The following is a 24585-nucleotide window of genomic DNA, read 5'->3' as shown; positions in this document are numbered from 1 at the left end:
CCTTTAACGCAAAATTAAAGCATTTTAGGTCTGAATTCAGAGGTGTCAGAGATGTCAAATTTTTCCTTTTTCGATTGACAAATATTTTTGCGTAAAAATCAATTCCCCCAGAATTTCAACTTGACCCGTACTGGCTAGCCTTCACTTTCTAATTTCTTCAAAAAAAATGGCGAAACAAAAGTTCCGCCATAGCAATTAAATTCTCAATTTTAATACTTATTTCTTGAATAAAGGATCAGCACCTATGGTTCCAACCAAATCTTTCAAATATTGCTTAGAGCGTTTATAAGCTAACATCTTCTTAGCTTTGGCTAGTTTGTCCTCAATATCCATTTTCTCTATGAGTTCGGCATTATTGGCTTCCTTCATAAATTTCTTCAAATAAGAGATTTGCTCTTGATGGAAAGCCACATCCTTTTCTTGTTTCAAGGCTAAACGCTCCTGATACCAGTCGCTCTCAATCACATATTCGCGCTCGAAATACTTCCTTAATTCAGGATCGCTAATGTTTTTACCTTCGTATTGACCGTAAGCCATAATGTGAAGTAGGATCTGTAAAGGTAAGATGGCTGATTCAATACTACCATCCTCAAAATAGCTTTTAGCTACTCTTTCTTGTACTTCGGTAATATTATTGATACCATCCACAAAGTCTTCCATGCTTTGTAACTCTGGCTTCAGCATACGCTCGTTAAAAACAGCCAAAGGCTCGTCGAATAAGCGGTTCATACATCTAAAAGCAAATTTACTAGTAATACGATAACCCAATCGACTAGCCAATATCTTTTTGCCTTCATATTCAAAATCTTCCAATTTCTCAAGGCAATTATCTTCTATCAATACTTTGGGATCACGATCTGTTTTGTCTATTCTAGCCCATATCTCAGGAACTAAAATACTAATATCATGGTCGAATCTATTCTCAGAACCTACCCAACCAGCTGCCGAGCTAAATCCTTCATATCCTGTTAAGATATAAGAAAGCAAAGCATTATTAAGGTCAGTAGTGGCTACTAGCATATTGAAAGGCCCTTTGGTAAGTGCACCTTCAGAACCCGCTCCAGTGGTAGATGGAGATTTACCTGTTAAACTACAAATGAAATCCATAAATAACTCTGGTAATTCTTGATAGTGAATAGGATTATAAACGCTTAAAGGACGAATTCCCGCTTCTCTGTCTGAAGGATTGTTTCTACGTCCTGGGAGTACTGCATTCACTGGATAATGAACTGGTCTATCCATGGTGATTTGACGAGACAATCGGATTCCCATTTCAGCAACATGTGTATCTTCTCTTTCTTGCTTATAAATATTTCTTTGAAGATAACGAGGGTTTTTGGTTGGCGCTCCATCCACAATTCTTGGATGAGAAGGGGTTACAAAATAACCATCTTTATCTCTTTTGATCACTTTTTCTATTAAATCTTTAACAGGTTGCGTATATTTTTCAAATTCTACAGTGTCTTCGTATAGGTCAATAGCATCTTGCTTATTAAGAGGCTCGTAATTCGTTAAGAAAGTATTGCTCTGTACAATATCTGACTCCGCATCCACATCGTAGCCACGGTAAATAGCTTCGTCGGGGCGCTGGAACAAATAACTTTCACAATTCTCAACTATTTTTACGCTCTTATTCTCATAGTTGGTATTTAAATCATTCAAACGACTACTTGGCAAGGTAATAGTTGCTGAAATATCATCTTCCATTTGGATCTTATGAGCAGGTAAATAATCGGAGCGTAATTTATGCAATAACCAATCGCCCTTCTGACTAAACCCGATTCTTACATAACTGGCAATCACCTTTTCATTATTAAACATTAAGGTATTTCCGTTGCGGCCATTCAGGACTTCTACCGACATATGGTCTTTCCAATTACCCATCTTTTCATCGCGATAAAGACGTTTGATATATAATACCAATACTCTAATATGAGCGGGGATGCTATGGATCCAAGCATTATATTCATCGCTATATTGGTCTGATGTATTGAGTAGTTTTACGGTAGAACCTAAAGTTCTTTTAGCACTTAATAGTGGACGAGAGGGATTGGCATCTGGACGGATATTCTTCCATCTTGAGGAATAATCTCTATTGATGATCTCATCGGCCATCTTAAAGTCTTCGTCAATATCTTTAATATGAAAAGTACTATATTCAATAGCGTTCTCCATAGATTTAGAAATCTCTGACTTACCACCACCCGAAACGGTACAAGGCTTATGCAGGAATATTCCTTCGGCAGCAGTATGGGTAATTCTCCATAGCGCTTGCTTGGCATGCTTCTTTAAGTTGAACTTGCTTCCGCTAGGGTGAACATAGGTTTTAAGAGGAGAAAGTTTTAGGCTGTGTTTCTTGTCTTTACCATAAGTCCAAGATACTGAAGAAGTGTGAATATCTATATCCGCATTTTCAGGAATATAGATTAAATTAGGATATTTCTTATCGATGGCATAACCTTCGGCTTGAACTTCTATGCTGTCCCCCAAAGTTTTTACCATATTCTTGAAGGTGTATTTTTTATCCAGTTTGGCAGAAAATACATTTCCAAAAACGCGGTCCATCATATTATCTCTAGGGAAAGCAATAGCTCCTCCAGAATGCTCTTCTTCAGCGTTTCCGTATAGGTTGGCAGAATAGCTGATTTGAGTTTTTATTTCTTTCTTAGAATAACCATAATAGTTATCAGCGATCAAGGTAATTACCACTCCACTTTCGTCGCGGCAAGTTAATTTGAATGCAGATCCATCATTATATAATTCATCTGGATCGGAATAGCACATGCCATCTCTTCGCTGACGGTCTGTAGCATCTTCACAATGAGGAAGACCGATGTCTTTCTTTTTTAATGTCAATAACTGGGGAGCAAGAATAATACATCCAGTGTGACCAGTCCAATGATCGATATCTAAAGCGGCATCATTTTCTGCTAAATTGGGGTCTCCAGCATTTCCGAAAATATTCTCCACAAAATCCAAATTACTCACCAAACTTCCTGGCGCAAAAAAGCGAATTTCCATAGACTTCTCCAAATTGATTCCCTTTACTTCTGGAACCACTATGGGGCGCATCAATAAGGAAACCATCACCTTAGCTTTGTCTTCTTGATTAGCAGTAAAAGGCAATATTTTTAAATCGTCAGATGGGTTTAAAGCCGAATGCAATAAATGAGCAAAAGTTCTCTTTGAAACTTCTTTCTTGTCTGGTGGAACCGGAAGACCTCCTCTTACAATATGGAAGGTTCCTTTGGTGGTTCTTTTATCGTGTTTGGGATTATTTAAAACTCCTTGCTTGATCCTATAAGAACTTACCAAATCACTTTTGAAGCTGTTCCCATTTGGTGGAAGACTTACCTCTCTAGCCAGTCCTAGTCCATTTAAAACCAAAGTGGAGGAGGGTAATGATAAAGATTGATCGAATTGAATTTCGCTTAGGTATCTATTGATAAAGCTTTGTATACGATAATCTGCAGGACAAAGGTGGTTTGATAATAATCTGGATTTTTCTCTGAAACTACTAATTAAATCCTCGGTTAGGCTGATGAATTTGTCATCGGAATGTTTGTTAGAGCTATTATTATCATCATGATATAAAGGTTGCCCCAATGCGGCCAGCTGAAGGTTGGTATATTGAATCATATCACGCCGATCCTTCTTGCTAGGCTTGAAAACTTTGCTAGTTATATTCTGCATCTTACTTAAATTTTTGGTCCACTTTTAACTTATTGCAATGAGGTTTTTCGGACCTCTTTATTTATTTTTTTGTGAATTAATTCACACACTGGTTGTATCGAGTGCAAAAATAAAAATTTGTAGATGCAAACAGGAGAAAATTAGATTTTTTAACGTTCTAAATAAGCTATATTTCTTTGGGAACGTTTGTTGAAAACTGATTGGTGAACTTGAAGAGCAATTGGGGAAGTTTCACCCATAAAAATGAAATATAATGTGTAAAACAAACTAAAAATTAGTATTTTTGTACCATAATGGTACACTTAAGGATTTAAAGATATGTTGGTAATTAGTAGTAGAGAATTCAGGCAAAATCAAAGGCTTTACTTTGAAAGAGCAGATAAAGGAGAACAAATAATCATTCAACGTGGAAAGGATAAAGCATATGCTTTAACTCCGATAAATGAAGATGATGTATATTTTAATGCTAAAATGGTAGAAAGAATTAAAGAAAGCATTAAGCAGGCTGAAGAAGGTAAAGTAAAGACCATATCCACTTCCGAAGGAATAAGTGATTTATTAGGATTATGAGTTACACCTTAAAGTTTACTGAAATTGCTTTAGATGATATTAAGAAACATAAGAAGGCAGGAGATAAAGTTGTTTTAAAGAAAATAGAAAAGCTGCTTAGCGAGTTGATGGAGCACCCTACAACAGGCACAGGCCAGCCGGAACAATTAAAGCATAATCTTGCAGGATTGTATTCGCGAAGAATAAACCAAAAGCACAGATTAGTTTATTCAATAAATAACGAAATAGTTACGGTCCTTGTTTTAAGTGCCTGGGCTCATTATGGAGACAGATAGTGTTTATCAGAAAACGCCAATTTCTTGCGACTCCAACTCACGCGGAAATGTTTTCAGAGTGCATATATTAATTATCCTCTTTTTTTTTCTTTGATTCAATAATTCAAGCAGTATACTGGAAATAACTATTTAAAAATGATATTTAATTTTAAGTTCGATTTGCCTTAAACTATCAAATACAGGTATGGTATCATTTAATGTACCATAATACTGATAACCGAAATGATTAGAAGACCAAATATCATACATTTCAAATGCACTTGCATCTATCTTCTTCTGGAAATATGCCTTGTCAATAAAAGGAAGAATTAAATCCCAAGAACTTTGGAAATTCTTTTCGCTTTTTAAATTATGCCATAAGATAAATAATACATTATTGTAGATTGCTATTCCAGTATCGAAATCATTTAATAATACTCCATCATTTTCATTGCTTAGGTCGCATAAATCCATTAGGTTATTATAGTCAATTTCTGTAATCATCTCATATATATAATTTAGTTGAAGGCTATCTTCCGACATAGATAATAAGCCTCTAACACGCTGATCTGTGTGTAAGATGGCTTTTACTTTTTCTTGAACAAGAAGACTTTCCATATTGTTTTTAACCCAAACAGAATAGTGCTTTTGCGATGCTTCATAAGTCCAATTATAAAGCTTGTTGTTATGTATTTCAGATGCTAAAGCGGACAACTTATTTCTTTCTAAATTATTTATTATCCAGCCATAATTCACCATTAAATAGGTCATTCTATCTTTATAAAAATCCACATCCCCATTAGCGAGGATATCATCTAGAATGAGTACCATATCTTGGGGAATAATTTGATCTTCATATTTAACTAATAATGACTTTGCTTTTTCAAAATCTGATTCCCATACAGGATAGATACTATCGGATAAAACGATACTTCCCATATTTTGAGCTTTATTTTCCTCATTAAAAACGAAGAAAAACAAGAGGGCAATCAATAAAAAACTATTACTTCTCATATTGCAAATGTTTTAGTTTAGTTGCGGTAATGTTTCTAATCTGAATAATGCCATCGTATCTTTTAGAAGGAATGATTTTTTGTCTTTGAAAAGCCCATGAAACAGATTGTATTTGTTCAAACATCCATGAGTTTTCTGGTTTCTCAGTTTGCTGAGAAAAGTCTGTAAATACAATCTCATGATCAGCTGAATTTAAAATGGCTCCAAGAGAGTTTTTCTTTTGTTTCACCAATTCTACTGGTCCATTATCTCTAACACCTGTTTTACCTTGATAAGCATACAAGCCTAAAACATAAGTTTTACTGCGCAGAGAATCATGGATATATTCTCCCATTACTTCACGTTTTGGGTCGTATTTACTTATGTGACCGTTATGGGCTAAGAAAACAACCTTTTCATCTGGGTAAAAGCGGGTGAGAATGTCATTCATATTTCTACCCATAATTGAATCCCTAGTATGAGGACTATTAACTTGCATTTTATACAACCAGTTTCTTCTATGAAGAATGGCTTGATAGACTTCTTTATCTCTTTTTGAGTTTAATGGAAATATAATGGAATCGTTTAAAATATCATCCCAAGCTTTAAATTCCAGCCCTTTTCTTTTATTAAAATTCAATGTTAATGCAGAATCAAGGCTTAAAATTGAATCGAGGACCAAGGGAAATTGTTTTTTTACAAGTTGCTGAAAACGATTGGGGAATTCCAAATCTATATCAAAGCCATTATATTGAATGTCTGAGTTTTTAAAAAAGTCTAGAAATAATCGGGCTCCTTCTGGCATAGTCATATCTTTCTTTAAGGGAAAACAATAATTATATAAACTATCTAAACTCACTTCATTTCTCACATTATTGGCTTCCATACAGACTAGTTTATAGGCTTCTATGGCAACAACTTTGTATCCCAACTCTTGATATAAATATTGAACCAACCTATTTCTTAAAAGATAATATTCATTCACCTCATGGCTACTTTCTCCAATAAAAACATAGGGTTTGCCTTTTAGTAAAGGTTCTAAAAAATCCAAGTCAGAATAATCTTGAGATTTCAAACTTAGAATTGGCGTAGTAAATTGATGAATGTTCTCAGTCCAAATCTTGTCAACTTTAGGCTTATTTTTTTGAGAATAAGAAGTACTTGAGAGGAGGATAAATAATGACAGTATTATCTTTTTGTTCATGTAGCATTTTTTAGATGACCTATAAACGCAAGAATGTGTCTGATTATTATATTGTTTGTTTGATAAGGAGGTAAGTGCCTGAACGAAATTACATATTTCCATTGTACCCCCTAGCTCACTTTGAAATGTTTCTTAAATTCGAGCCAGCTGGAGCAGGAAATTTAAAAGCTAGTAAGAAACCATTTTCTTATCTAGGTTTTCTTAAGAAAAACACAGGGAAGAAAAACAAAATAAGGAAAATAGAAAATAGAAGGCCTCCAATTGTTCCGATGGCAAGTTGAGTTGTTTTTCAAATGGATGAAACAACATTTAAAAGTTAAATCATTTTGGGGTACCACAGAAAATGCTGTTCGTATCCAGATTTACACGGCAATAATAACATATTGTTTAGTTGCAATTGCAGGTGAAGAGCTAAAATTGGAGCGTTCAACCTACGAAATTCTACAAATTTTGGGAGTGTCACTATTAGATAAAGCACCTATAAATGAGCTCTTTACAAATATAGATAACAATAATCTCAAAGATTCAGATAGTAACCAATTGAAAATCAATTTATTTTAAGTGGACACTAGTGTTGTAAAAGCCAAAATAAATGGGAACTATACAAGTAAGAAGATATTGATTGAATAGTTATTAACCTGAGCTCGACATTAAATTATGCCACAGTTTCAGATAATTAGCTCATATATGACCCGAATTTATGCAGAGCTATCGGGATAACTCAATGAAACTTGGGGAAATAGAGGAGCTAATTATCGAAATCTACTTGTAGAAAAGCCAATAATACATCATCTTTTACTTAATAATCATTTGATATAGCCCGCTATAACTGTATGATTATTAATACAAATCTAATGCATTATTGGCTTTCTGTGGCAATTATTTAATAATCGAGCTCAGGTTATTAGATTGATTAGGTTTAATAAGGCTGCTCAAATAATTATGGGCAGTCTTTTTTTTGCATAATTCAGAATTTAGATGCTTTACAGATAAAATATTTCATGGGAAATCCTGTATACTACTTCTTTCTTTACCTTTAATAAAGAATCCGAATACTGCAATTCAAACCTCATTAACTTTTTTAATCTTATCGGAGATCTAGATTTCAAAAGCAGCACGAATTTCCCCAACCACTTGCTTTAAGTCATTGGTGTTTTGCATGGGGTGGTATTTTGATAAGGCTTGTAATTCTGAGGAGTCTAAAACCTCTAAATCCTGCAATACTTGAAGAACAACAGGTGCTAAAACTGCCATGTTCCCAGATTCCATTTTAATAGCAAAACCAATGTCTTTGTCCTTTATTCCTACACAATAAACTCCTTCGGCACCCACCTTGCCCACTAACTTTCCGTTGCTCGCAGCTATTAATTCGCTACAAAAGCCATTGGTGCCAGAAACCATTTCTGGATGCGCACACATGGCAGTAAATATCCGCTCCGAAGCTTCTTTGTATGGCGGGTTTAGATGAGTTGGATTAGCCAAACGAGCATAAGCCAAAGCCATATTTTTAAGTGGCATGGCATGAACAGGAACCGAGCAACCATCTATTCCAATGGTGATGTCTTCCTTTTCCACCTCACACATTTCAGCTATCACTTCTAGTATTTCTTGTTGAACTGGATGATTGAGTTCTTTATAACTCTCAGTGGGATAGCCTTTGTGCTGGCAAATACTCAATTTACCCACATGCTTGCCCGAACAATCACTATACATAGGATTAAGTTGAATTTGATTGGCCGCCAATTCAAGTGCATAATTGGTGCTTAATGAAGTAACTGTTCCCCCTAATATGGCCTCCTCAGTTAAACCTATTTTCGATAGAATAGATTCGATAGTTTTGATATGAAATTTCTCTCCATAGTGAGAAGCACACATGATGGCTATTTCCGCTTTAGTGAATTTATATTTGTCGGCTGCACCACTCAAAATCACATTAAAAGCCTGAATAGGTTTGGCTGCAGAACGCCAATAGGTATACTTATTAGGGTCGCCATAATGATATTGAATATCGCCTTTAGAATTGACCACCACCACATCTCCATAGTGAATGGTTTCTACAACATCTCCTCTGGTAATTTCTATTAGTTTCTTAGCCATTATTCTCTATTATATTTGAGATGCGAAAATAGTGAAATACAGAAGTAGTTTTAATATACACTATTTACTATTTTTGTGATTCATTAAAATACTAGAAATGCATAAGATATTCACTTTACTTCTGGCCGCTTTTTCCCTATTATCTTTCGGTCAAACCATAGAGCAAAAAGCAGCCGAAATCCACAATAAAGTATTTACCATCGATTCACATACAGACACTCCTCTGAAATTCTTCAAAGGAGATTTTGACATAGGTTTAGAACACGATGGTAGAAAAGGAGAAGGAAAAGTTGATATTCCGCGCATGGAAAAAGGTGGCCTAGATGCGGTTTTCTTTGCTGTTTTTATTGGTCAAGGGGAACGCGATAGTTTGGGACATGCAAAAGCTTTTGAGAAAGCAGAACAGATTTTTGAGGCCACTCATCAGAAAGTAAAGAAAAACAAGAAGAAAGCAGAAATAGCTACTACTCCTAAGCAAGGTTATAAATTGGAGAAAAAAGGTAAACGAGCTATATATCTAGGCATAGAGAATGGATATCCCATCGGGAATAATCTAGATAATATCAATCATTTCTACGATTTAGGAGCTCGATATATTACCATCGTTCATTCTCATAATAATGATATTTCTGATTCTTCAACTGATAGGGTTGGCCCTGAATACAATGGCTTGTCAACCTTTGGCGAGGAGGTTATTGAGCGAATGAATAAGTTAGGAATTATGATTGATGTATCCCATGCTTCTGATTCTGCTTTTTATGATGTTTTAGAATTGAGTTCTAAACCTGTGATTGCATCTCATTCATGTGCCCGCGCTTTATGCGACAATCCTCGAAATTTAACAGATGATATGCTCAAAGTTTTAGCTGAAAACGGAGGAGTGATTCAAATGTGTATTTTGAGCGATTACGTGAAGAAATTGGAACAAAGCCCCGAAAGAATAGAAGGCAAAAAAGCATTTAGAAAAAAACATTCTGATTGGTCTAATTATACCGAAGAAGAACGCAAAGTAGGATTACGAGACTGGTATCAATTAGATGTGGAATTCCCTCCAAATCTAGCCACTGTTTCCGATGCGGTGGACCATATTGACCACATTGTAAAAGTAGCAGGAATTGACCATGTAGGCATAGGAACCGATTTTGACGGTGGTGGCGGTCTTGCCGATTGTTCCGATGCATCGGAACTGGGAAACATCACCTTGGAATTGGTAAAACGAGGTTATTCTGAAGAGGATATTCGTAAAATATGGGGAGGTAATTTTATGCGTGTTTTTAGAGAAGTTGCTGCAAAATAATATTGAGGTCTCTAGAGAAAATCATTATAAACCAACCGACGCAAATTAAAAAAACGAATGGCTTTTGACAACAAATTATCAAAAGCCATTTGTTTTTAGAAAATCATCTAAAAAAAGGGCTTTCCCAAATATTATTTGTAAATTAGTAATTGAATAATACTTATTTATTGACGCAAAGGCCTAAAAAATGAATTTCAGATATATACTCTTAGTATTGTTTCTTATCCTATTCTCTTCCATTACTTTTGGACAAGATACAGATCAAAGACAAATTGAGGTTCCACAAAATATTCAAATCCCAGACTATATAGATGAACTCGCAAACCGGTGTTGGGAAATAAGAGAAAGTCACAGTGATTCAGCACTTCAATTAGGTTTAGATGCCATCGAGTTAGCAGAAAAATATCATTTTCCCGAAAAGCAAGCTAAAGCCAACAATTTTGTTGGGGTTGTTTATTTGCATTATTTATATCATTACAGCGAGGCGATTCCCTATTTTCAAAAAGCAATGAAAATCAGTATCTTGACTAAGGATTCTGTTCAGTTGGCTTATGCTTATAATAACTTAGGTGATGTATTTCTGTTAAATGGTAATATCCCCTTGGCTTTGCAATACGGAGAATTATCCTACAAAATATTCAAGGGTTTAAAAAAAGATGATGGTATTGCCTTTGCTTTAATTAATCTCGCAGAAGTATACAGAGCAAAGAAAAACTATGAAAAATCCTTAGATTATTTCAATCAGGCTGTTCAAATTAGAAAATCAATAAACACCACAAATAGGATGGGATTTGTGGCTTTTAATCGTGCCAAAACACTGGAGGAATCAGGCGATTTAGAATCCGCGAAAGACTTCTATCAAAGGTCTATTGCATACAGTTATGAGTCAGATGATTTCAGATATGCGTCTTGGAGCTTAAACGGATTGGCAAATATCTATTATAAACTATCAGATTATAATCAGGCATTACTTTATTATTCAAAAGCCCTCGATTGGAATAAAGAAAGAAATCATGAATATGGTTATTTCGATAATTATATTGGAATGGCCTTAGTATATGCTCAATTAAATGATAAAGAAAAGGGTTTAGAACTGCTGGACGAAGCCACAAAAGTGGCCAATAAATTAGGGATAAATACTCAGATTATAAATGCCCATCATTCCGTATTAGAATTTTATAAAATACTCGATGATTCCGAAAACATAAAACTTAGTTTTGATTTATTTATCAGTCAATATGATTCTATATTAGACGCCCAACAATTTGAAATTGTTAATGAATTGGAACGAAATTTTAGAATTCAACAAGAATTGTTGATTTCGGAGCAAGAACTTGAATATGATGAGAAAGAAAAAAGCGCATTGCTTTTGATCATAGTGGTCATGGTTTTAATTATGCTAGTTATACTTTGGCAGTATCGGACGAACAAAAAGATGAACTTAAGGCTGGAAGCGATGAATCAAACAAAAGATAAACTCTTCTCAGTTATTTCACATGATTTAAAAAATCCATTTAATACTTTAATTGGTTTTAGCGATATCTTAGTTTCATCTCTAGAAGAAAATGAATATGCTGACGCTCATGCCCATGCAAAACTAATCCATAAAGCTTCTTATGAAGGCTATAAACAATTAACCAACCTATTACAATGGTCTTTATCACAAAGTGGAAAAATAGAGCTTAGGCCCGAAGCAGTATCCCTCTCAACATTACTAAATGAAATAAAGGATTTTTACCTGATTGAAACCAAGCAATACAATATCCATCTGGAAGTGGAAAATAATATTGAAGAACTGGTCATTTTGGATCCTAATATTATTAAAATCATCTTGGAAAATTTATTGTCAAATGCCATAAAATATACTCCTGAAGGTGGAAATATTATAATGTCAACTTCTAAAGAATCCAATTACATTAAGATCAATGTGATGGACTCGGGAATTGGAATACCAACTGAAACCTTAATTGCTTTAAAGAAAAAAGATAGATTTATCAAAAGCAGTAAAGGCTTAAGAAAAGAGAAAGGAACAGGACTGGGCTTAAGCATCGTAAATGACCTTATCGAAATACACAAAGCAAATCTATTCGTTGAAAGTAAGGATGGCTCAGGAACTATCTTTAAGATTGAAATTCCAACCGATTTAAAAAACATATCATAATAGCTTTGGTAAAAATCCAATTCTTAACCATTACATTTTCTAAATAAATAAATCTATATCTTTGAAAACAACAAAACCTTAATGTTTTCATGAAGCAAAAAAGACCGCCATGGTATTTTCTCGTATTACTTATTTTGGCTGGTGAGTCTGTTTTTGTGGTGCCCTTTATCATCGTAAGAGTATTCCGACCTGCAGTACTCGAAGTGTTTCATTTAAGTAATTTAGAACTCGGCTTTTGTTTCTCTATTTTGGGAGTTATTGCTTTCTTCTCTTATTTTTTTGGTGGTCCCTTAGCAGATAAATACCCTCCTCGAAAACTAATTGCAGTGGCACTATGGATGACAGCATTAGGAGGAGTCTATTATTATCAAATTCCGGGCTATACTGGATTAAAAATACTCTATGGTTATTGGGGTTTTACCACCATATTCTTGTTTTGGGCACCTATGATAAAAGCCGCACGAGTTTGGGGTGGTGCTACCTCACAGGGAAAAGCCTTTGGGTTTTTAGATGGCGGTAGAGGCTTGGTGGGCGCCTTATTTGGCGCTTTAGGTCTGCTCATTTTTTCTTTGCTTTTGGGTGATGATATTCAAATGTCTGATGCTGAAGAAACGAAAAAAGCTCTAAAACAAGTCATCATGTACTCTTCAATAATTGTAACAATAGTTGGTGTTTTTGTGTGGTTTTTCATGAAACTCGATCGTCAAATAGAAAAGGAAATAAGCATAGAAAAAATCCAAGTTTCCCAGATTAAAGAAGTTTTAGCTTTGCCTTCAGTCTGGTTATTAATGATGATTATTCTATGTGCTTATGTGGGTTATAAAATCACTGATATTATTTCTCTCTATGCCCAAGAAGTGATGCTTTACGATCATGTGAAATCTGCTCAAATTGGTACCTTCTTGCTATTTATGCGTATGATTATTGGAACTATAATTGGCCTATTGGCAGATAAAACAGAGAGTACATTTTTACTAATTATTAGTTTTGGACTTACTTTAATTGCTTCATTAGCCATAGCTCTTGGTTTCATTACAGCATCGGTAACTTTACTCTTTATACTCTCCATTTTAATATTGTCAACAGGAGTTTATGCCGCCAGATCTTTATATTTTGCAGTCATGGAAAAAGGAAATATCCCAGTGATGTTAACTGGAACGGCCGTAGGGCTAGTTTCTCTGATTGGATATGCTCCAGATATTTTTGTGGGTCCTATTATGGGCCATTTGCTCGATAGTTCACCTGGACTAAAAGGCCATCAACATGTATTTTGGATATTGGTTTTGTTTTCAATTATGGGTAGTGTTGCAGCTTTTGTTTATTATCAGATGTTTGGAAGGAAGAAAGGTTCAATACTAAAATGAAAGAATGATTGAATGGAGGGAATGGGAGAAGGAATTGACTATTATATCATTAAAGCATTATTGCATTTATTGAAGAAAGGATTGAAGGAAAAATGATTAAATGAGAGAAGTAGCAAACTATTCTATCATTGTATCATTACTTTATTTACTCATTAAACCATAAAAAATTGAATAAATTATCCTTAGTTTTGTATCAACTCAAAGCCTTAGACCATGCACAGATTCAGAATATATATAGAGCAGATAGCCAAGGTTTCCGATGCAGATTGGGACTTGTTTTCCTCTTGTCTGTTTCAGCAAGAATTCTCAAAAAAACAGTTGATATTAAAGGCCGGACAAGTAGAAAACCACATCTCCTTTATTGAAGAAGGAATCATAAGGGTATTCATTCCCAAAGAAGATCCTGAAAAAGAAATCACCTTCGGGTTTAGTTTTAAATATGAGTTTATCAGTGCTTATGATTCCTTTTTAAGCCGACAAGCCTCACAATACCAATTGGAAACATTAAGCGATTGCATTGTTTGGAGTATTTCTTACGATGATTTGCAGAAAGTGTATCAGAAAACAGAAATTGGAAACCTCATTGGTAGACTCATGGCAGAGCGACTTTTCCTAATTAAATCAAATAGAGAACAATCTCTACTCAATGAATCTGCCGAAGAGCGATATCTCAATCTATTTCATAAACGGCCAGAGCTTTTCGAAAGTATCCCCTTGAAATATATTGCTTCCTATATTGGAATTACTCCCCAGGCTTTGAGTCGTATTCGGAAGAAATCACTTTAGTTTTTCTTGCTTTCTGCAAAACAAGAATAATCTATCAGAATTATTTACTAAGCAGTTTCGTAGCAGAATCTAAAGGCTTCCGACTTATTTTATTTGGCCACCTGAAGATTCAGTATTTCTTAAAATCGTTTGGTTAAATTAAAATATAATCGCTGATATCGATATTTCTCTTCAAAAATACTTTCAAAAGCCACCGATGCTCTCAGATCCTTTATAATTCTCCAGTTCAATCTAATTTCAGGAATATGCTGTGTTGTTTTCATATCAGAAAATGTATAGGTGTAATTTACATAACGATAATTAAGACTTGCAAAAACAACCCGTTTATATAGTTCTTTTGAGAAGTTTAAACTATAAATATTTCCTGAAACATAGCCCGTCTGCAATAGTGTTGCAGAAATTGTTGAGCTGGCATTGATAAATGGAATGTTGATATAGGATACATATCCATTCAAATTAATACTAGGTTCAATATCAGTTTTTTGTGAGCGGTATGACCCTCTTACACCAATACTAATTTTATTCAACAGACGATAATTAACAGATAATCTATAGGCATTCATAGTACTTTGCTCTAGCAAACGATCCACAAAGCTTTTATATGTTTCGTAGTATATAATATTATTTCTGCTGCTATAAGATAAAGACACCGATAAGTTTTTTAAAATTCGATAACGTATCAGCAGATTCAAATTAGTTAACTGAAGATCATTTTTACTAACACCATTAATCCTTTTATATAAATCTAATTCTATGGAGGCAAATATGCTTAGGTTTTCAATTAGGGATTGATAATGCTGGAAATAAAGAAACCGTCTGTCGGTATTCCAATGATTCTTCTGCTCAACAACAGCAATATTATTTCTCATCAAGCCATTATCAGCATTTTTATATTGATGACTCGCATAAACGCCAGCCTGAAATAAGTTTAAATTGAAACTATAATTTCTATAATCGGGTCTTGAACCTACAAAAGAACCAACAGTAAAAGAGCCCAGTTGCTTTTCAAATTGCAAACCATCTATAGCTCCAATGCTTGATAAATTGGGGTTCATCTTTCGTCCTGCATAAAGCTTTAGGCCTTTGGCATTCTCATATTTTAAAGCAAAGGCATAAGTTTTTAATCCATAAAAGACATCTGCTTTTATTTGATCCCAATTTTGATTGCTATGATTAAAAGACAGATAGGATTCAAAAGAGAAATTTGATTTTGAAATATGATCTACATTTACTGCCGCCGTATATCTGAAACGCTGATTTAATGGTCTTTCAGATGAAAAATTAGAATAAGAAGAAACCGATAACTTACCGGATACTTCAGTCTCTAACTCTTGAGTTTCCTTTTCTTTTGTTGGCAAAGTATTTATCGCCCCTTCCGTTTTAAGGGTTTCATCAGTCGAAATGATTGTCGTGGATGATGCTTCTTCTATTTTTAAATCTTTCTGCTTTAGAAAAAATACTTCTTGATCTTTGGACAAAGAAACTTCATTAATCTTCAAGCAAACTGCTGAAATACTTGATGTTTGTGATACCATTAGAATTGGTAATGCTTTGCCATTCTGATACATATAAATAGTATCGTTTGGCTTTAAACCATCAGTAGATTCAAATTTTAAATAAATATTTTGTGAGGTAATATATGAAACCCTACCTGAAACATTATTTTCAGATTGGCCAATCACATAAAAGTGCATGGAGAGAATAGATAATAATATGATGATTCTTCTTTCCATATTATCTGTTGATTTTTATTTGATGGTGCATTTTATCTTCTTCCCCATTAGGGTGACAATTAAAACAAGCATCACTCTGCCAAACATAACCTGATACCCCATCATGTTCCCCATTCATTTCAGATTGACTATGCTCGTGACAATCTATACAACTGAAAGAAGCATAACTGGCAGGGTTTGTATGACATTCAGTACAAGTATTCCACTCATCGTTATGTTTACCACTATATATGGGAAAGTATTGAGCATCATGGTTGAAAGTAGAGGGCTCCCATGCTGATTCAGTATGGCATTCCATACAATCGGTTGAAAACTGAGCCGAAGCATGAGGAGGATCGTTGGTTTGATTATATTCTTCTGTATGACAGAGGTAACATGTGTTTGGAGTAGAATTATAATCCCCATTATGACAAGTGGCGCATTCATTCGATATGCTTTGATGAGCTCCGTTCAGAGGGTAATAATTATTATGTACATCAAACCTTGCTGGTTCCCAATCAGCTTCGGTAGTATGACAATCTTCGCATGTTGTATTCAAATTTAATGATATATGATTTGGGTTTATACTCGCAGAAAAATCGGAATTATGACACTCAAAACAAACCGTTGGTGTGCCCACATAACCATTTGCATGACATGAGGAGCATTCCGCCTCTATATGCTCTCCAGTAAGTGGGAAAGCAGTTTCACTATGATTAAACGAACCTTCCGAACTACCTGTAGGATGACAAGCTAAACAAGCATTGTCTTCATATACATATCCATTAATTCCATTATGTTCATCATCCATATCACTTTGGTTATGGTCGTGACAGGTGGTACAGGTGAAAATACCATAGTCATTAGATATAGGATGGCACTCCAGACAAGTGTTCCACTCGCTAGCATGCTCGCCAGTGTAGATGGGGAATATTTGATCATGCTGGGAATAATCTGCGGGTTCCCAGTCTGGATTTGTGGTATGACATAATATACAATCCGTTGAAAACCCTACTCCCACATGATTTGGTGAGGTGGAGTTATTATAGTCGTTCTCATGACAAGCTAAGCATTCTGAGGATATATTTCCATAATCATTTTGATCAGTATGGCAGCTAGCGCATTCGTTAACATCATGTCCAAGAGTTAAGGGGAAACCGGTATTGTTGTGATCAAATGCTCCTTCCTCTGAACCCGTAGGATGACAAGCCAAACAAGCATTGTCTTCATATACATATCCATTAATTCCATTATGTTCATTATCCATATCACTTTGGTTATGGTCGTGACAGGTGGTACAGGTGAAAACTCCGTAGTCACTGGCTATTGGGTGGCACTCTAAACAAGTATTCCATTCACTAGCATGTTCACCGGAATATATAGGAAATATTTGATCATGTTGAGAATAATCTGCGGGTTCCCAATCAGGATTTGTGGTATGACATAAAATACAATCCGTCGAGAATCCTGTTTCCACATGATTTGGAGAGGTGGAGCTATTATAGTCGTTCTCATGGCAAGCCAAGCATTCTGTGGATATATTTCCATAATCATTTTGATCGGTATGGCAGCTAGCGCATTCATCAACATCATGTCCAAGAGTTAAAGGAAAACCAGTTTTGTTATGATCAAAAGCTCCATCTTCCGAACCCGTTGGGTGACAAGTTAAACAAGCATTATCTTGATATACATATCCACTAATTCCACTATGTTCATCATCCATTTCACTTTGATTATGCTCATGACAACCGGTACAAGTAAAAACACTATAATTATTTGCAACCGGGTGGCATTCTATACATGAGTTCCATTCTCCAGCATGCTCCCCTGAATAAATAGGGAAAACTTGATCGTGTTGCGTGTAATCTGCAGGTTCCCACCCTGGATTTGTGGTATGACATAAAATACAATCCGTTGAAAATCCTAAGCCACTGTGGTTGGGTGATGTGGAGGCATTATAGTCATTCTCATGACATGAAAAACAATCAGAAGAGATGTTACCATAATTGTTTGGATCAGTATGGCAGCTAGCGCAATCAGAAACATTATGACCCAAAGTAAGCGGGAAAAAGGAATGGTTGATATCAGTACCTGTCCAGCTAAAAGCATTCATCTGATGACATTGGGTGCAATCTGTTGAATAGTTTGCTTCTACATGACTTGGAGAAGTTGTTGCATAATAATCTTCTCTGTGGCAGGAAAAACATTCTGTATCTAATGGATCAAATCTTAAACTGGATGCGGTAGTATGACACTCATAACAATCCGCCGTATTATGGGCTCCCAATAAAGGAAATCTGCTCAGTTGATGAATCTCTGTCATATTTTCAACCAACCAGCTATTATTTGTATGACACCTTTCGCATTCAAATCCTACCGTTTGCTCATGGATATCTGCATGACATTCATAACAAGAGGTCTTTCCATTCTGAAAAACAAGGTCGCTATGACATTTTGCACAGCTCACATCAGTATGCATACCTTCCAAAGTAAAATTTGTTCTTTGGTTATGGTCAAATTTAAAAGTAGTCATATCAATTTTCCAGGAGTTGGTATTATGACACTCCTCACAGTTTATCGATAGCTCCTCACCATGTGGTGAGTCTATCTCTTTCTTATCTATTTGAAAATTTAGAAATAGATAAATAAATACTAGTATTAATGGCAATCCTCGCATTTAATTCTTTCCGTTTTAAAATAAGTATATCCAATATTATCAACATATTTCGTTTCATGACATTCTTTACACTCTAAATTGATATGTTTCCCATCTAGAGAGAAACGAGTGCTATCATGATTAAAATCATTAGGTTTCCATTTGTTCGTATTATGACAAGCGGAACAAGTATTATAGCTATCAGCAAACTGATTTTGATGTATGTCCTGATGACATTCTGTACATAAAGTTCCCAGTTTATTAAACTTTTGTATCGATTTACCCTCTTCGCTTTCATGAAAGTGGCAACTTCTGCAACTGGCGGACTGGTGTGCTCCTTGCAGCTCGAAATCTGTTTTATCGTGATCGAATTTTATTTCGTCCCATCTAAGCTCAGAATGACAAGATTCACAAGTTTGATCGGGATAATATTTCTGATCCATAAACTCAGCATGAATATCTTCATGACAATTGGAGCACTTTTTACCCAAATCACTGAAAACCCATTTGTCATTTTTTTGATGACAAATAAAACAAGGAGTTGCTTGATGAGCCCCTTTGAGCGGAAAATCCGAATCTTGATGATCAGTAAGAGTATAAAGGCTTCCGCTAAAACGCTGTACGGTGTGACAATCTTTACAATCGCTTTTTGGGATCATATCTTTAAAATCGCCAGTGTGATAATCTTGATGACAATCAGTGCAATAATTGTGCTTTACTGGAGTGGTTAATTTCCCAGGATGACACTTTTCACATTTTACGGTTTGATGAGCCCCTTCCAATGGATAATCGGTACTATTATGATCAAATTTACTTTTATTCTTAATGACGAAAAAAGAGGTTTCACTGTGGCATTCTGTACAGTTTTGCCCAAACTTATTTTCATGAATATCCAAATGACAATCGGTGCATTTTTGATAATTCAAGCCCGTGAACTTTTGAAATTTAATATTATCCTCTAAACTTATCTTATGACATTCTTTACAGCTGACTTCCGAATGTTTTCCTTTTAATGGATATTTAGTGTTTTGATGATCAAAATGACTTGCTGGCTTAAATGCGGTGAAATCATGACAATTGCTACAATCGTTTGATAACGTTTTTTGGTGATAATCGTCATGACAGGATAGGCAAGATGTTTGAAGTCCCAAGAAAGTTCTTTTTTTATTTCTTAATTCTGTATTCGAAACGAAATCTGCTTTATGACATTCTTTACACTCAACCTTCCCATGTTTGCCTTCCAATAAATAACCGGTTAGATCATGATTAAAACTCGTTTTATCAAAATTAATCATATCAAACTTAAGCCCATGATGATCGCTATGACAGGAAACACAAGCTTTGTTTTTCACTTCAGCAGAAGCGTGATATCCTTTATCTTGTTTTATTCTTTGGTCTAAATGAGTATGACAAGCCAAACATTTACCATCACTTATTTTTTCACCAAGCGTATGGCATTCTGTACAATTAGATAATCCTTCCAAATGTGAATGCGGTAAAGCTAAATCGCCAGGTGAAAGTTGGGCAAAGCTATTCACAATAGTGATGATAAAAATCATCAAAATAGCTATAAAATATTTGTATCTATGCTCTTTACAAGTACCCATTCTTAATGTTTTAAAATAGCTTCACCATGTTTTTTAGTGATTTTCAAACCTATATTTTGCAAAAACTGAGAGGGCAATTCTCCTCCAGCAAATATGTAAACCAAGTCATTATCAAACTCCATATCTTCGCCGCTTTCTAGATTGATCAGCACTTTGTCACTTTCAATTTTCTTCAGGTTCGACTGATAAAGCATTTGTATCTTTTCCTCAGCAAGGAGTTTCGTAATACGCTCCCTGTTCTTGGCTTTAATTCTTTGAAACTTATCTTTTCGATACGACAATATCACTTCATTATCATGAGCCAATAACATGGCTGATTCAACTGCTGAATCACCTCCTCCAACTACTAATATTTTCTTTTGCTTTATATCTTCAGGTTCAAGTAGGCGATAAGCCACTTTTGGAAGTTCTTCGCCTTGAATATTCAATTTTCTTGGTGTTCCCCTGCGGCCTATGCTTAAAAGAACATGTTTTGCTGAAACTTGTTTTTGTGTATTTAAATCAATTATAAAATGACCATTAACTTGTTTTATTGATTCTACTTTAGTGTGTTCTTGTATTTTTATATCGTTCTTGTTCAAGGCACTTAGCCACACATCTAATAGTTTAGCTTTATTGGTTTCGTTGAGTTTAACCTTCCCAAATAATGGGAGATCCATAGGATTGGTCATTACAATTTTACTTCGAGGAAAAGTAAAGACCGTTCCTCCAAGGGAATCTTGCTCCACTGTCATTGATTTCAACTGATGCTTTTTAGCATTTAAACTTGCTGAGATTCCGGCAGGTCCTGCGCCTACTATCAAAAGATCAAATTCAGCCTCATGTTTTCCGGAAAAGTTCTTCGCTATATTATCTACTGCTTGTTTTCCTTGTTCTACTGCATTTCTAATCAATCCCATCCCACCTAACTCGCCAGCGATATATATGCCTGGTATATTAGTTTCAAATTCTTCATTCACATGTGGTAATTCTACTCCTCTTTTTTCTGTTCCAATACAAAGAGAAATAGCCTCTGTTGGACAGGCATGAAAACAAGCCCCATGACCAATACAACTGGATGCATTAATGGTTCTAGCTTTCCCATTTACTATACCCAGAATATCTTTCTCAGGACAGGCTATGATACAAGCTCCTGTATTAATACATTCATTGGCATCAATAACTGGATGAAGTGAAACGGGTTCAAAAAGCCCATCTAATTTGGCTTGTTTGATTTTCTCTTCAACCATTTTTGAATTTCGCAATTGCTTTCTCACATAGAGATACACCGACAGTGCAATGATCACAAATACGATCAAATAAATAATGACTTCCTCAATTAATTTTTCCATTTAAAAAATCCATTTATATCCAAATAAAAGGGTGACTATCACATGTATAATCATGATGACTAACATAATAACGGCAAAGGGTAAATGCGCAACATGCCAGTATCGAAATAGATTTTTCATATAATTTAAACGATCAATTCTCCTATTTATTCTAATTTCATTTTTTACCTTATCCAGAATGGTGGCTTTTTGGGCTTTATTTAATTCATAAAGTTTTAAGCCCTCCTTAATTTTTTTAATGTTGTTTTTATCTCGTTTTGATTTGGCAAAGTATTCAAAAGATAAGGTTTCTTTATTGTGATCATGAGTAGCATCAATAGCACCTGATATCAGCTGTAAAAAGCTTTCACTAAACTCAATTTGTGATTTTAAAATTTCGGTAGCATCCAGTTTTGAGCTTTGAAGTTCGGCTAATGATAATTCTCTACCCTCAATTGTTCTAGGTATTTGCACATAGATAAACCTCCCAATGATTCCGCTCACAAATACGGCAACCATACTCCAAAAGCTTATAGAAACGATGCCACCAAATTTCATGGCCGTATGAAACAAAACAAGAATGGGCCCTACGGTACATAGAAAAATATGAAATTCAAGCCAATACTTAATCTGTCCGGTCTTTGAGAAAATCTTTATTCTTTTTCTCAACATATAGGAACCAACTCCAAAAAGCATTAGAAAAGAGCCTATAATTCCGTATCCATGGCCCAAAATACCGCTAGACTTTAGTGAATCATGATCCGCATGATAAAACCTGGATTCTAAGGCTGTTTGATAATAATCATATCCCTCAAAAATTAGTATGGCTAAAACACTGATGGTGACCACAACCATTAGTCCAATATAAATGGAATGCTTTAATTTATTCATTATTAGGTATTAGGTTACTCAAATTTATGAATTTTAATTGGGAAATCAAAGAGTGATTTATATTTTTATTTTCACGCCCTATTTTCTCGCCCTATGACATGATTAACCCTGCTAATTAATTGTTTTACAACTGTTTTTTCTCATGTCAGAACAGTTATAAATAGTGAGGAATTGGTATCATTTATTTTTGCAAATAACAAGAATTCCTGAACCTAGGTTCATTGCTATTCATATTTAATACCTACATCTTTGCATATAAAATATATTTTCTCGAAATGGCAGTTTTATTGTTCTTCATTGTATTATGGTATGGAGGATTGTTTTTCCAAACCTTTTTCCTTCATCGTTATGCTGCGCATCAAACTTTCACCATGTCGAGGAGGGCAGAGAAGGTAAGTTTTGTGCTGACTTGGATATTTCAGGGCTCCAGCTATTTGAGTGCCTATGGTTATGGAATTATGCACCGTATGCACCATGCCTATGCCGATACTGAGAATGATCCACACTCTCCTAAATACGACAAAAACTTGATGAAGATGATGTTGCGAACTAAGGACAATTATCAAGATATCAATAATAAAGATGTTTATGTGGAAGAGAAATTTTTAATTAATGTTCCGCAATGGAAATCCTTCGATCACTTTGCCAGTTCCATGCTGTCTAGAATTTTATGGGGTGCTTTATACTTTCTATTTTTCTTGTTTTTTGTCACCGCATGGTGGCAATGGCTGCTCCTGCCACTCGCCTTTCTCATGGCACCCATTCACGGTGCTATTATCAACTGGTTTGCTCATATCTATGGCTATGTAAATTTCAAGGTGAATGATACCTCTAAAAACCTCCTCCCTATAGATTTTCTAATGATGGGGGAATCTTATCATAATAATCATCACAGAAATAGTGGTAAACCCAACTTTGGTGGAGTGAGATGGCATGAAATAGATCCCACCTATGTGGTTATGAAAATGCTTCATTCATTTAAACTTATTCAGCTTAAAAGAGTTTAGTGGAATGGAGAAAAGTATCCTTTAATTTATTAATATTCAAAATAAGATATCATTTAAAATTATATATAGAACCAAGGAAATATCTAATAACTTCGATTATTAAATAATTGCCACAGAAAGCCAATAATGCATTAGATTTTAATCTGAAAAGTATGAAGTTATAGCGGGTTATATCAAATGGTTTTTAGTTAATGCCGATGGCTATCGGCAGATGTATTATTGACTTTTCCTGTATAGGATTTCAATAATTAGCACATCTACTTCCTAAAATTTTATTGATTTATCCCAATAAACCTTCAAAATATTTAGTCGTATATGAGCTAATTATTTGAAACTGTGATGATATTTAATGTCGAACTCAGTCCATTAGACGGCTATAAAGCCGTATTTTTTACATAAAATAACTGGTAACTTTGTAGAAAACAGGATGGAATTACCAGACCTTGTTAACCAATGGTGCTATTAAGCCCATAACTCAGTTTAGGCATGCACGCTTATAGATTGTTTAATGGTGGCGTTGAGACCCCTTATAGTAGAATATCGAATACTTAAACGTGCTGATTAATCCCATCCATAAATAATTCATTATGGCAAAGATATATAATTTAAATGCTGCCGGGATCGACATTTCTGTAAAAGAATATGTAGTAACAGTCCCAGAAGAACGAGAAGAAAACAATGTTCGGACATTTGGAACCTTTATCAAAGACATCCACTTACTAGCAAATTGGTTAAAGAAATGTAAAGTAGACACTATTGCAATGGAATCAACAGGAATCTACTGGTACCATCTTTATACAGTGCTACTAGATTATGGATTTGAAGTTTTTTTAGTAAATGCTCAACATGTAAAAAAGGGTCAAGTTGAAATTCTGGGGGAATTGATTTTTACGCAAAAATATTTGTCAATCGAAAAAGGAAAAATTTGACATCTCTGACACCTCTGAATTCAGACCTAAAATGCTTTAATTTTGCGTTAAAGG

General features: G+C 34.9%; 17 protein-coding genes and 1 pseudogene. 9 read left to right on the top strand and 9 right to left on the bottom strand.

Annotated elements, in window-relative coordinates; genetic code table 11:
• Window positions 1-216: 216 nt before the first annotated feature.
• Window positions 217-3693 (bottom strand): hypothetical protein, encoded by a 3477-nt coding sequence (locus HNS40_RS18355; RefSeq protein ID WP_172283588.1) that lies wholly within the window; start codon window positions 3691-3693, stop codon window positions 217-219.
• Window positions 3694-4011: 318 nt separating this feature from the next.
• On the opposite strand from HNS40_RS18355, the gene HNS40_RS18350 reads away from it, so the two are divergent.
• On the top strand, window positions 4012-4263 hold the full coding sequence (locus tag HNS40_RS18350; RefSeq protein WP_172283586.1) for a type II toxin-antitoxin system Phd/YefM family antitoxin: 252 nt from the start codon (window positions 4012-4014) through the stop codon (window positions 4261-4263).
• On the top strand, window positions 4260-4538 hold the full coding sequence (locus HNS40_RS18345; protein ID WP_172283584.1) for a Txe/YoeB family addiction module toxin: 279 nt from the start codon (window positions 4260-4262) through the stop codon (window positions 4536-4538). Before HNS40_RS18350 ends, HNS40_RS18345 begins: the two co-directional genes overlap by 4 nt.
• A gap of 129 nt (window positions 4539-4667) precedes the next feature.
• On the opposite strand, the gene HNS40_RS18340 is transcribed toward HNS40_RS18345, so the two are convergent.
• Both HNS40_RS18340 and HNS40_RS18335 read right to left on the bottom strand, forming a co-directional pair.
• Window positions 4668-5531, bottom strand: a complete 864-nt coding sequence (locus HNS40_RS18340) for a hypothetical protein (RefSeq protein ID WP_172283583.1) — start codon at window positions 5529-5531, stop codon at window positions 4668-4670.
• Window positions 5521-6714, bottom strand: a complete 1194-nt coding sequence (locus tag HNS40_RS18335; protein ID WP_172283582.1) for an erythromycin esterase family protein — start codon at window positions 6712-6714, stop codon at window positions 5521-5523. Before HNS40_RS18335 ends, HNS40_RS18340 begins: the two co-directional genes overlap by 11 nt.
• Window positions 6715-6981: 267 nt before the next feature.
• Here HNS40_RS18335 and HNS40_RS18330 point away from each other — a divergent pair.
• A pseudogene (locus tag HNS40_RS18330) lies at window positions 6982-7275 on the top strand (transposase); the annotation flags it as partial.
• A 537-nt stretch (window positions 7276-7812) separates the two neighbouring features.
• Here HNS40_RS18330 and HNS40_RS18325 read toward each other — a convergent pair.
• Window positions 7813-8811 carry an asparaginase gene (locus tag HNS40_RS18325; protein ID WP_172283581.1) on the bottom strand — a complete coding sequence of 333 codons (999 nt, stop codon included), beginning with the start codon at window positions 8809-8811 and terminating at the stop codon, window positions 7813-7815.
• 97 nt (window positions 8812-8908) lie between these two features.
• On the opposite strand from HNS40_RS18325, the gene HNS40_RS18320 reads away from it, so the two are divergent.
• From HNS40_RS18320 to HNS40_RS18305, 4 genes are all read left to right on the top strand, one after another.
• Window positions 8909-10108: a dipeptidase gene (locus HNS40_RS18320; RefSeq protein WP_172283580.1), complete on the top strand. Its 1200-nt coding sequence runs from the start codon at window positions 8909-8911 to the stop codon at window positions 10106-10108.
• A 187-nt stretch (window positions 10109-10295) separates the two neighbouring features.
• Window positions 10296-12269 (top strand): tetratricopeptide repeat-containing sensor histidine kinase, encoded by a 1974-nt coding sequence (locus HNS40_RS18315; RefSeq protein ID WP_172283579.1) that lies wholly within the window; start codon window positions 10296-10298, stop codon window positions 12267-12269.
• 89 nt (window positions 12270-12358) lie between these two features.
• Entirely contained in the window at window positions 12359-13633 is a 1275-nt protein-coding gene (locus HNS40_RS18310; protein ID WP_172283578.1) for a nitrate/nitrite transporter, read from the top strand.
• Window positions 13634-13846: 213 nt separating this feature from the next.
• Window positions 13847-14419: a Crp/Fnr family transcriptional regulator gene (locus tag HNS40_RS18305; RefSeq protein WP_172283577.1), complete on the top strand. Its 573-nt coding sequence runs from the start codon at window positions 13847-13849 to the stop codon at window positions 14417-14419.
• 119 nt (window positions 14420-14538) lie between these two features.
• Here the strand turns inward: HNS40_RS18305 and HNS40_RS18300 are convergent, their stop codons facing one another.
• The 5 genes from HNS40_RS18300 to HNS40_RS18280 are packed head-to-tail and all read right to left on the bottom strand — an operon-like array spanning window position 14539 to window position 22595.
• Window positions 14539-16152, bottom strand: a complete 1614-nt coding sequence (locus tag HNS40_RS18300; protein ID WP_172283576.1) for a hypothetical protein — start codon at window positions 16150-16152, stop codon at window positions 14539-14541.
• A 1-nt stretch (window position 16153) separates the two neighbouring features.
• Entirely contained in the window at window positions 16154-18799 is a 2646-nt protein-coding gene (locus tag HNS40_RS18295; RefSeq protein ID WP_172283575.1) for a hypothetical protein, read from the bottom strand.
• Entirely contained in the window at window positions 18790-20394 is a 1605-nt protein-coding gene (locus HNS40_RS18290) for a cytochrome C (protein ID WP_172283573.1), read from the bottom strand. The genes HNS40_RS18295 and HNS40_RS18290 overlap by 10 nt, the downstream gene beginning before the upstream one ends.
• Window positions 20395-20396: 2 nt before the next feature.
• A complete protein-coding gene (locus HNS40_RS18285; RefSeq protein WP_172283572.1) occupies window positions 20397-21725 on the bottom strand; it encodes an NAD(P)-binding domain-containing protein in 1329 nt (442 codons plus the stop codon).
• Window positions 21726-22595, bottom strand: a complete 870-nt coding sequence (locus tag HNS40_RS18280; RefSeq protein WP_172283570.1) for a hypothetical protein — start codon at window positions 22593-22595, stop codon at window positions 21726-21728. It abuts the gene before it with no gap.
• Between the two features lie 275 nt (window positions 22596-22870).
• On the opposite strand from HNS40_RS18280, the gene HNS40_RS18275 reads away from it, so the two are divergent.
• Together HNS40_RS18275 and HNS40_RS18270 are read left to right on the top strand one after the other, a co-directional pair.
• Window positions 22871-23602, top strand: a complete 732-nt coding sequence (locus tag HNS40_RS18275) for an acyl-CoA desaturase (RefSeq protein WP_172283568.1) — start codon at window positions 22871-22873, stop codon at window positions 23600-23602.
• A 587-nt stretch (window positions 23603-24189) separates the two neighbouring features.
• A complete protein-coding gene (locus HNS40_RS18270; RefSeq protein WP_172283567.1) occupies window positions 24190-24531 on the top strand; it encodes a transposase in 342 nt (113 codons plus the stop codon).
• The last annotated feature ends 54 nt before the right edge of the window (window positions 24532-24585 follow it).

The organism is Lentimicrobium sp. S6, assembly GCF_013166635.1.
Taxonomy (GTDB): Bacteria; Bacteroidota; Bacteroidia; order Bacteroidales; family UBA12170; genus UBA12170.
Note: the sequence above shows the minus strand (reverse complement) of the source record. Positions and strands in the feature narration are given on the sequence as shown.

What these genes read in the sequence shown, in the direction of transcription:
- HNS40_RS18310 (WP_172283578.1), top strand. Translation starts at nt 12,359, where the DNA reads ATGAAGCAAAAAAGACCGCCATGGTATTTTCTCGTATTACTTATTTTG.
- HNS40_RS18325 (WP_172283581.1), bottom strand. Translation starts at nt 8,811, where the DNA reads ATGGCTAAGAAACTAATAGAAATTACCAGAGGAGATGTTGTAGAAACC.
- HNS40_RS18270 (WP_172283567.1), top strand. Translation starts at nt 24,190, where the DNA reads ATGGCAAAGATATATAATTTAAATGCTGCCGGGATCGACATTTCTGTA.
- HNS40_RS18355 (WP_172283588.1), bottom strand. Translation starts at nt 3,693, where the DNA reads ATGCAGAATATAACTAGCAAAGTTTTCAAGCCTAGCAAGAAGGATCGG.
- HNS40_RS18350 (WP_172283586.1), top strand. Translation starts at nt 4,012, where the DNA reads ATGTTGGTAATTAGTAGTAGAGAATTCAGGCAAAATCAAAGGCTTTAC.
- HNS40_RS18305 (WP_172283577.1), top strand. Translation starts at nt 13,847, where the DNA reads ATGCACAGATTCAGAATATATATAGAGCAGATAGCCAAGGTTTCCGAT.
- HNS40_RS18345 (WP_172283584.1), top strand. Translation starts at nt 4,260, where the DNA reads ATGAGTTACACCTTAAAGTTTACTGAAATTGCTTTAGATGATATTAAG.
- HNS40_RS18320 (WP_172283580.1), top strand. Translation starts at nt 8,909, where the DNA reads ATGCATAAGATATTCACTTTACTTCTGGCCGCTTTTTCCCTATTATCT.
- HNS40_RS18285 (WP_172283572.1), bottom strand. Translation starts at nt 21,725, where the DNA reads ATGGAAAAATTAATTGAGGAAGTCATTATTTATTTGATCGTATTTGTG.
- HNS40_RS18300 (WP_172283576.1), bottom strand. Translation starts at nt 16,152, where the DNA reads ATGGAAAGAAGAATCATCATATTATTATCTATTCTCTCCATGCACTTT.
- HNS40_RS18290 (WP_172283573.1), bottom strand. Translation starts at nt 20,394, where the DNA reads ATGGGTACTTGTAAAGAGCATAGATACAAATATTTTATAGCTATTTTG.
- HNS40_RS18340 (WP_172283583.1), bottom strand. Translation starts at nt 5,531, where the DNA reads ATGAGAAGTAATAGTTTTTTATTGATTGCCCTCTTGTTTTTCTTCGTT.
- HNS40_RS18280 (WP_172283570.1), bottom strand. Translation starts at nt 22,595, where the DNA reads ATGAATAAATTAAAGCATTCCATTTATATTGGACTAATGGTTGTGGTC.
- HNS40_RS18315 (WP_172283579.1), top strand. Translation starts at nt 10,296, where the DNA reads ATGAATTTCAGATATATACTCTTAGTATTGTTTCTTATCCTATTCTCT.
- HNS40_RS18275 (WP_172283568.1), top strand. Translation starts at nt 22,871, where the DNA reads ATGGCAGTTTTATTGTTCTTCATTGTATTATGGTATGGAGGATTGTTT.
- HNS40_RS18335 (WP_172283582.1), bottom strand. Translation starts at nt 6,714, where the DNA reads ATGAACAAAAAGATAATACTGTCATTATTTATCCTCCTCTCAAGTACT.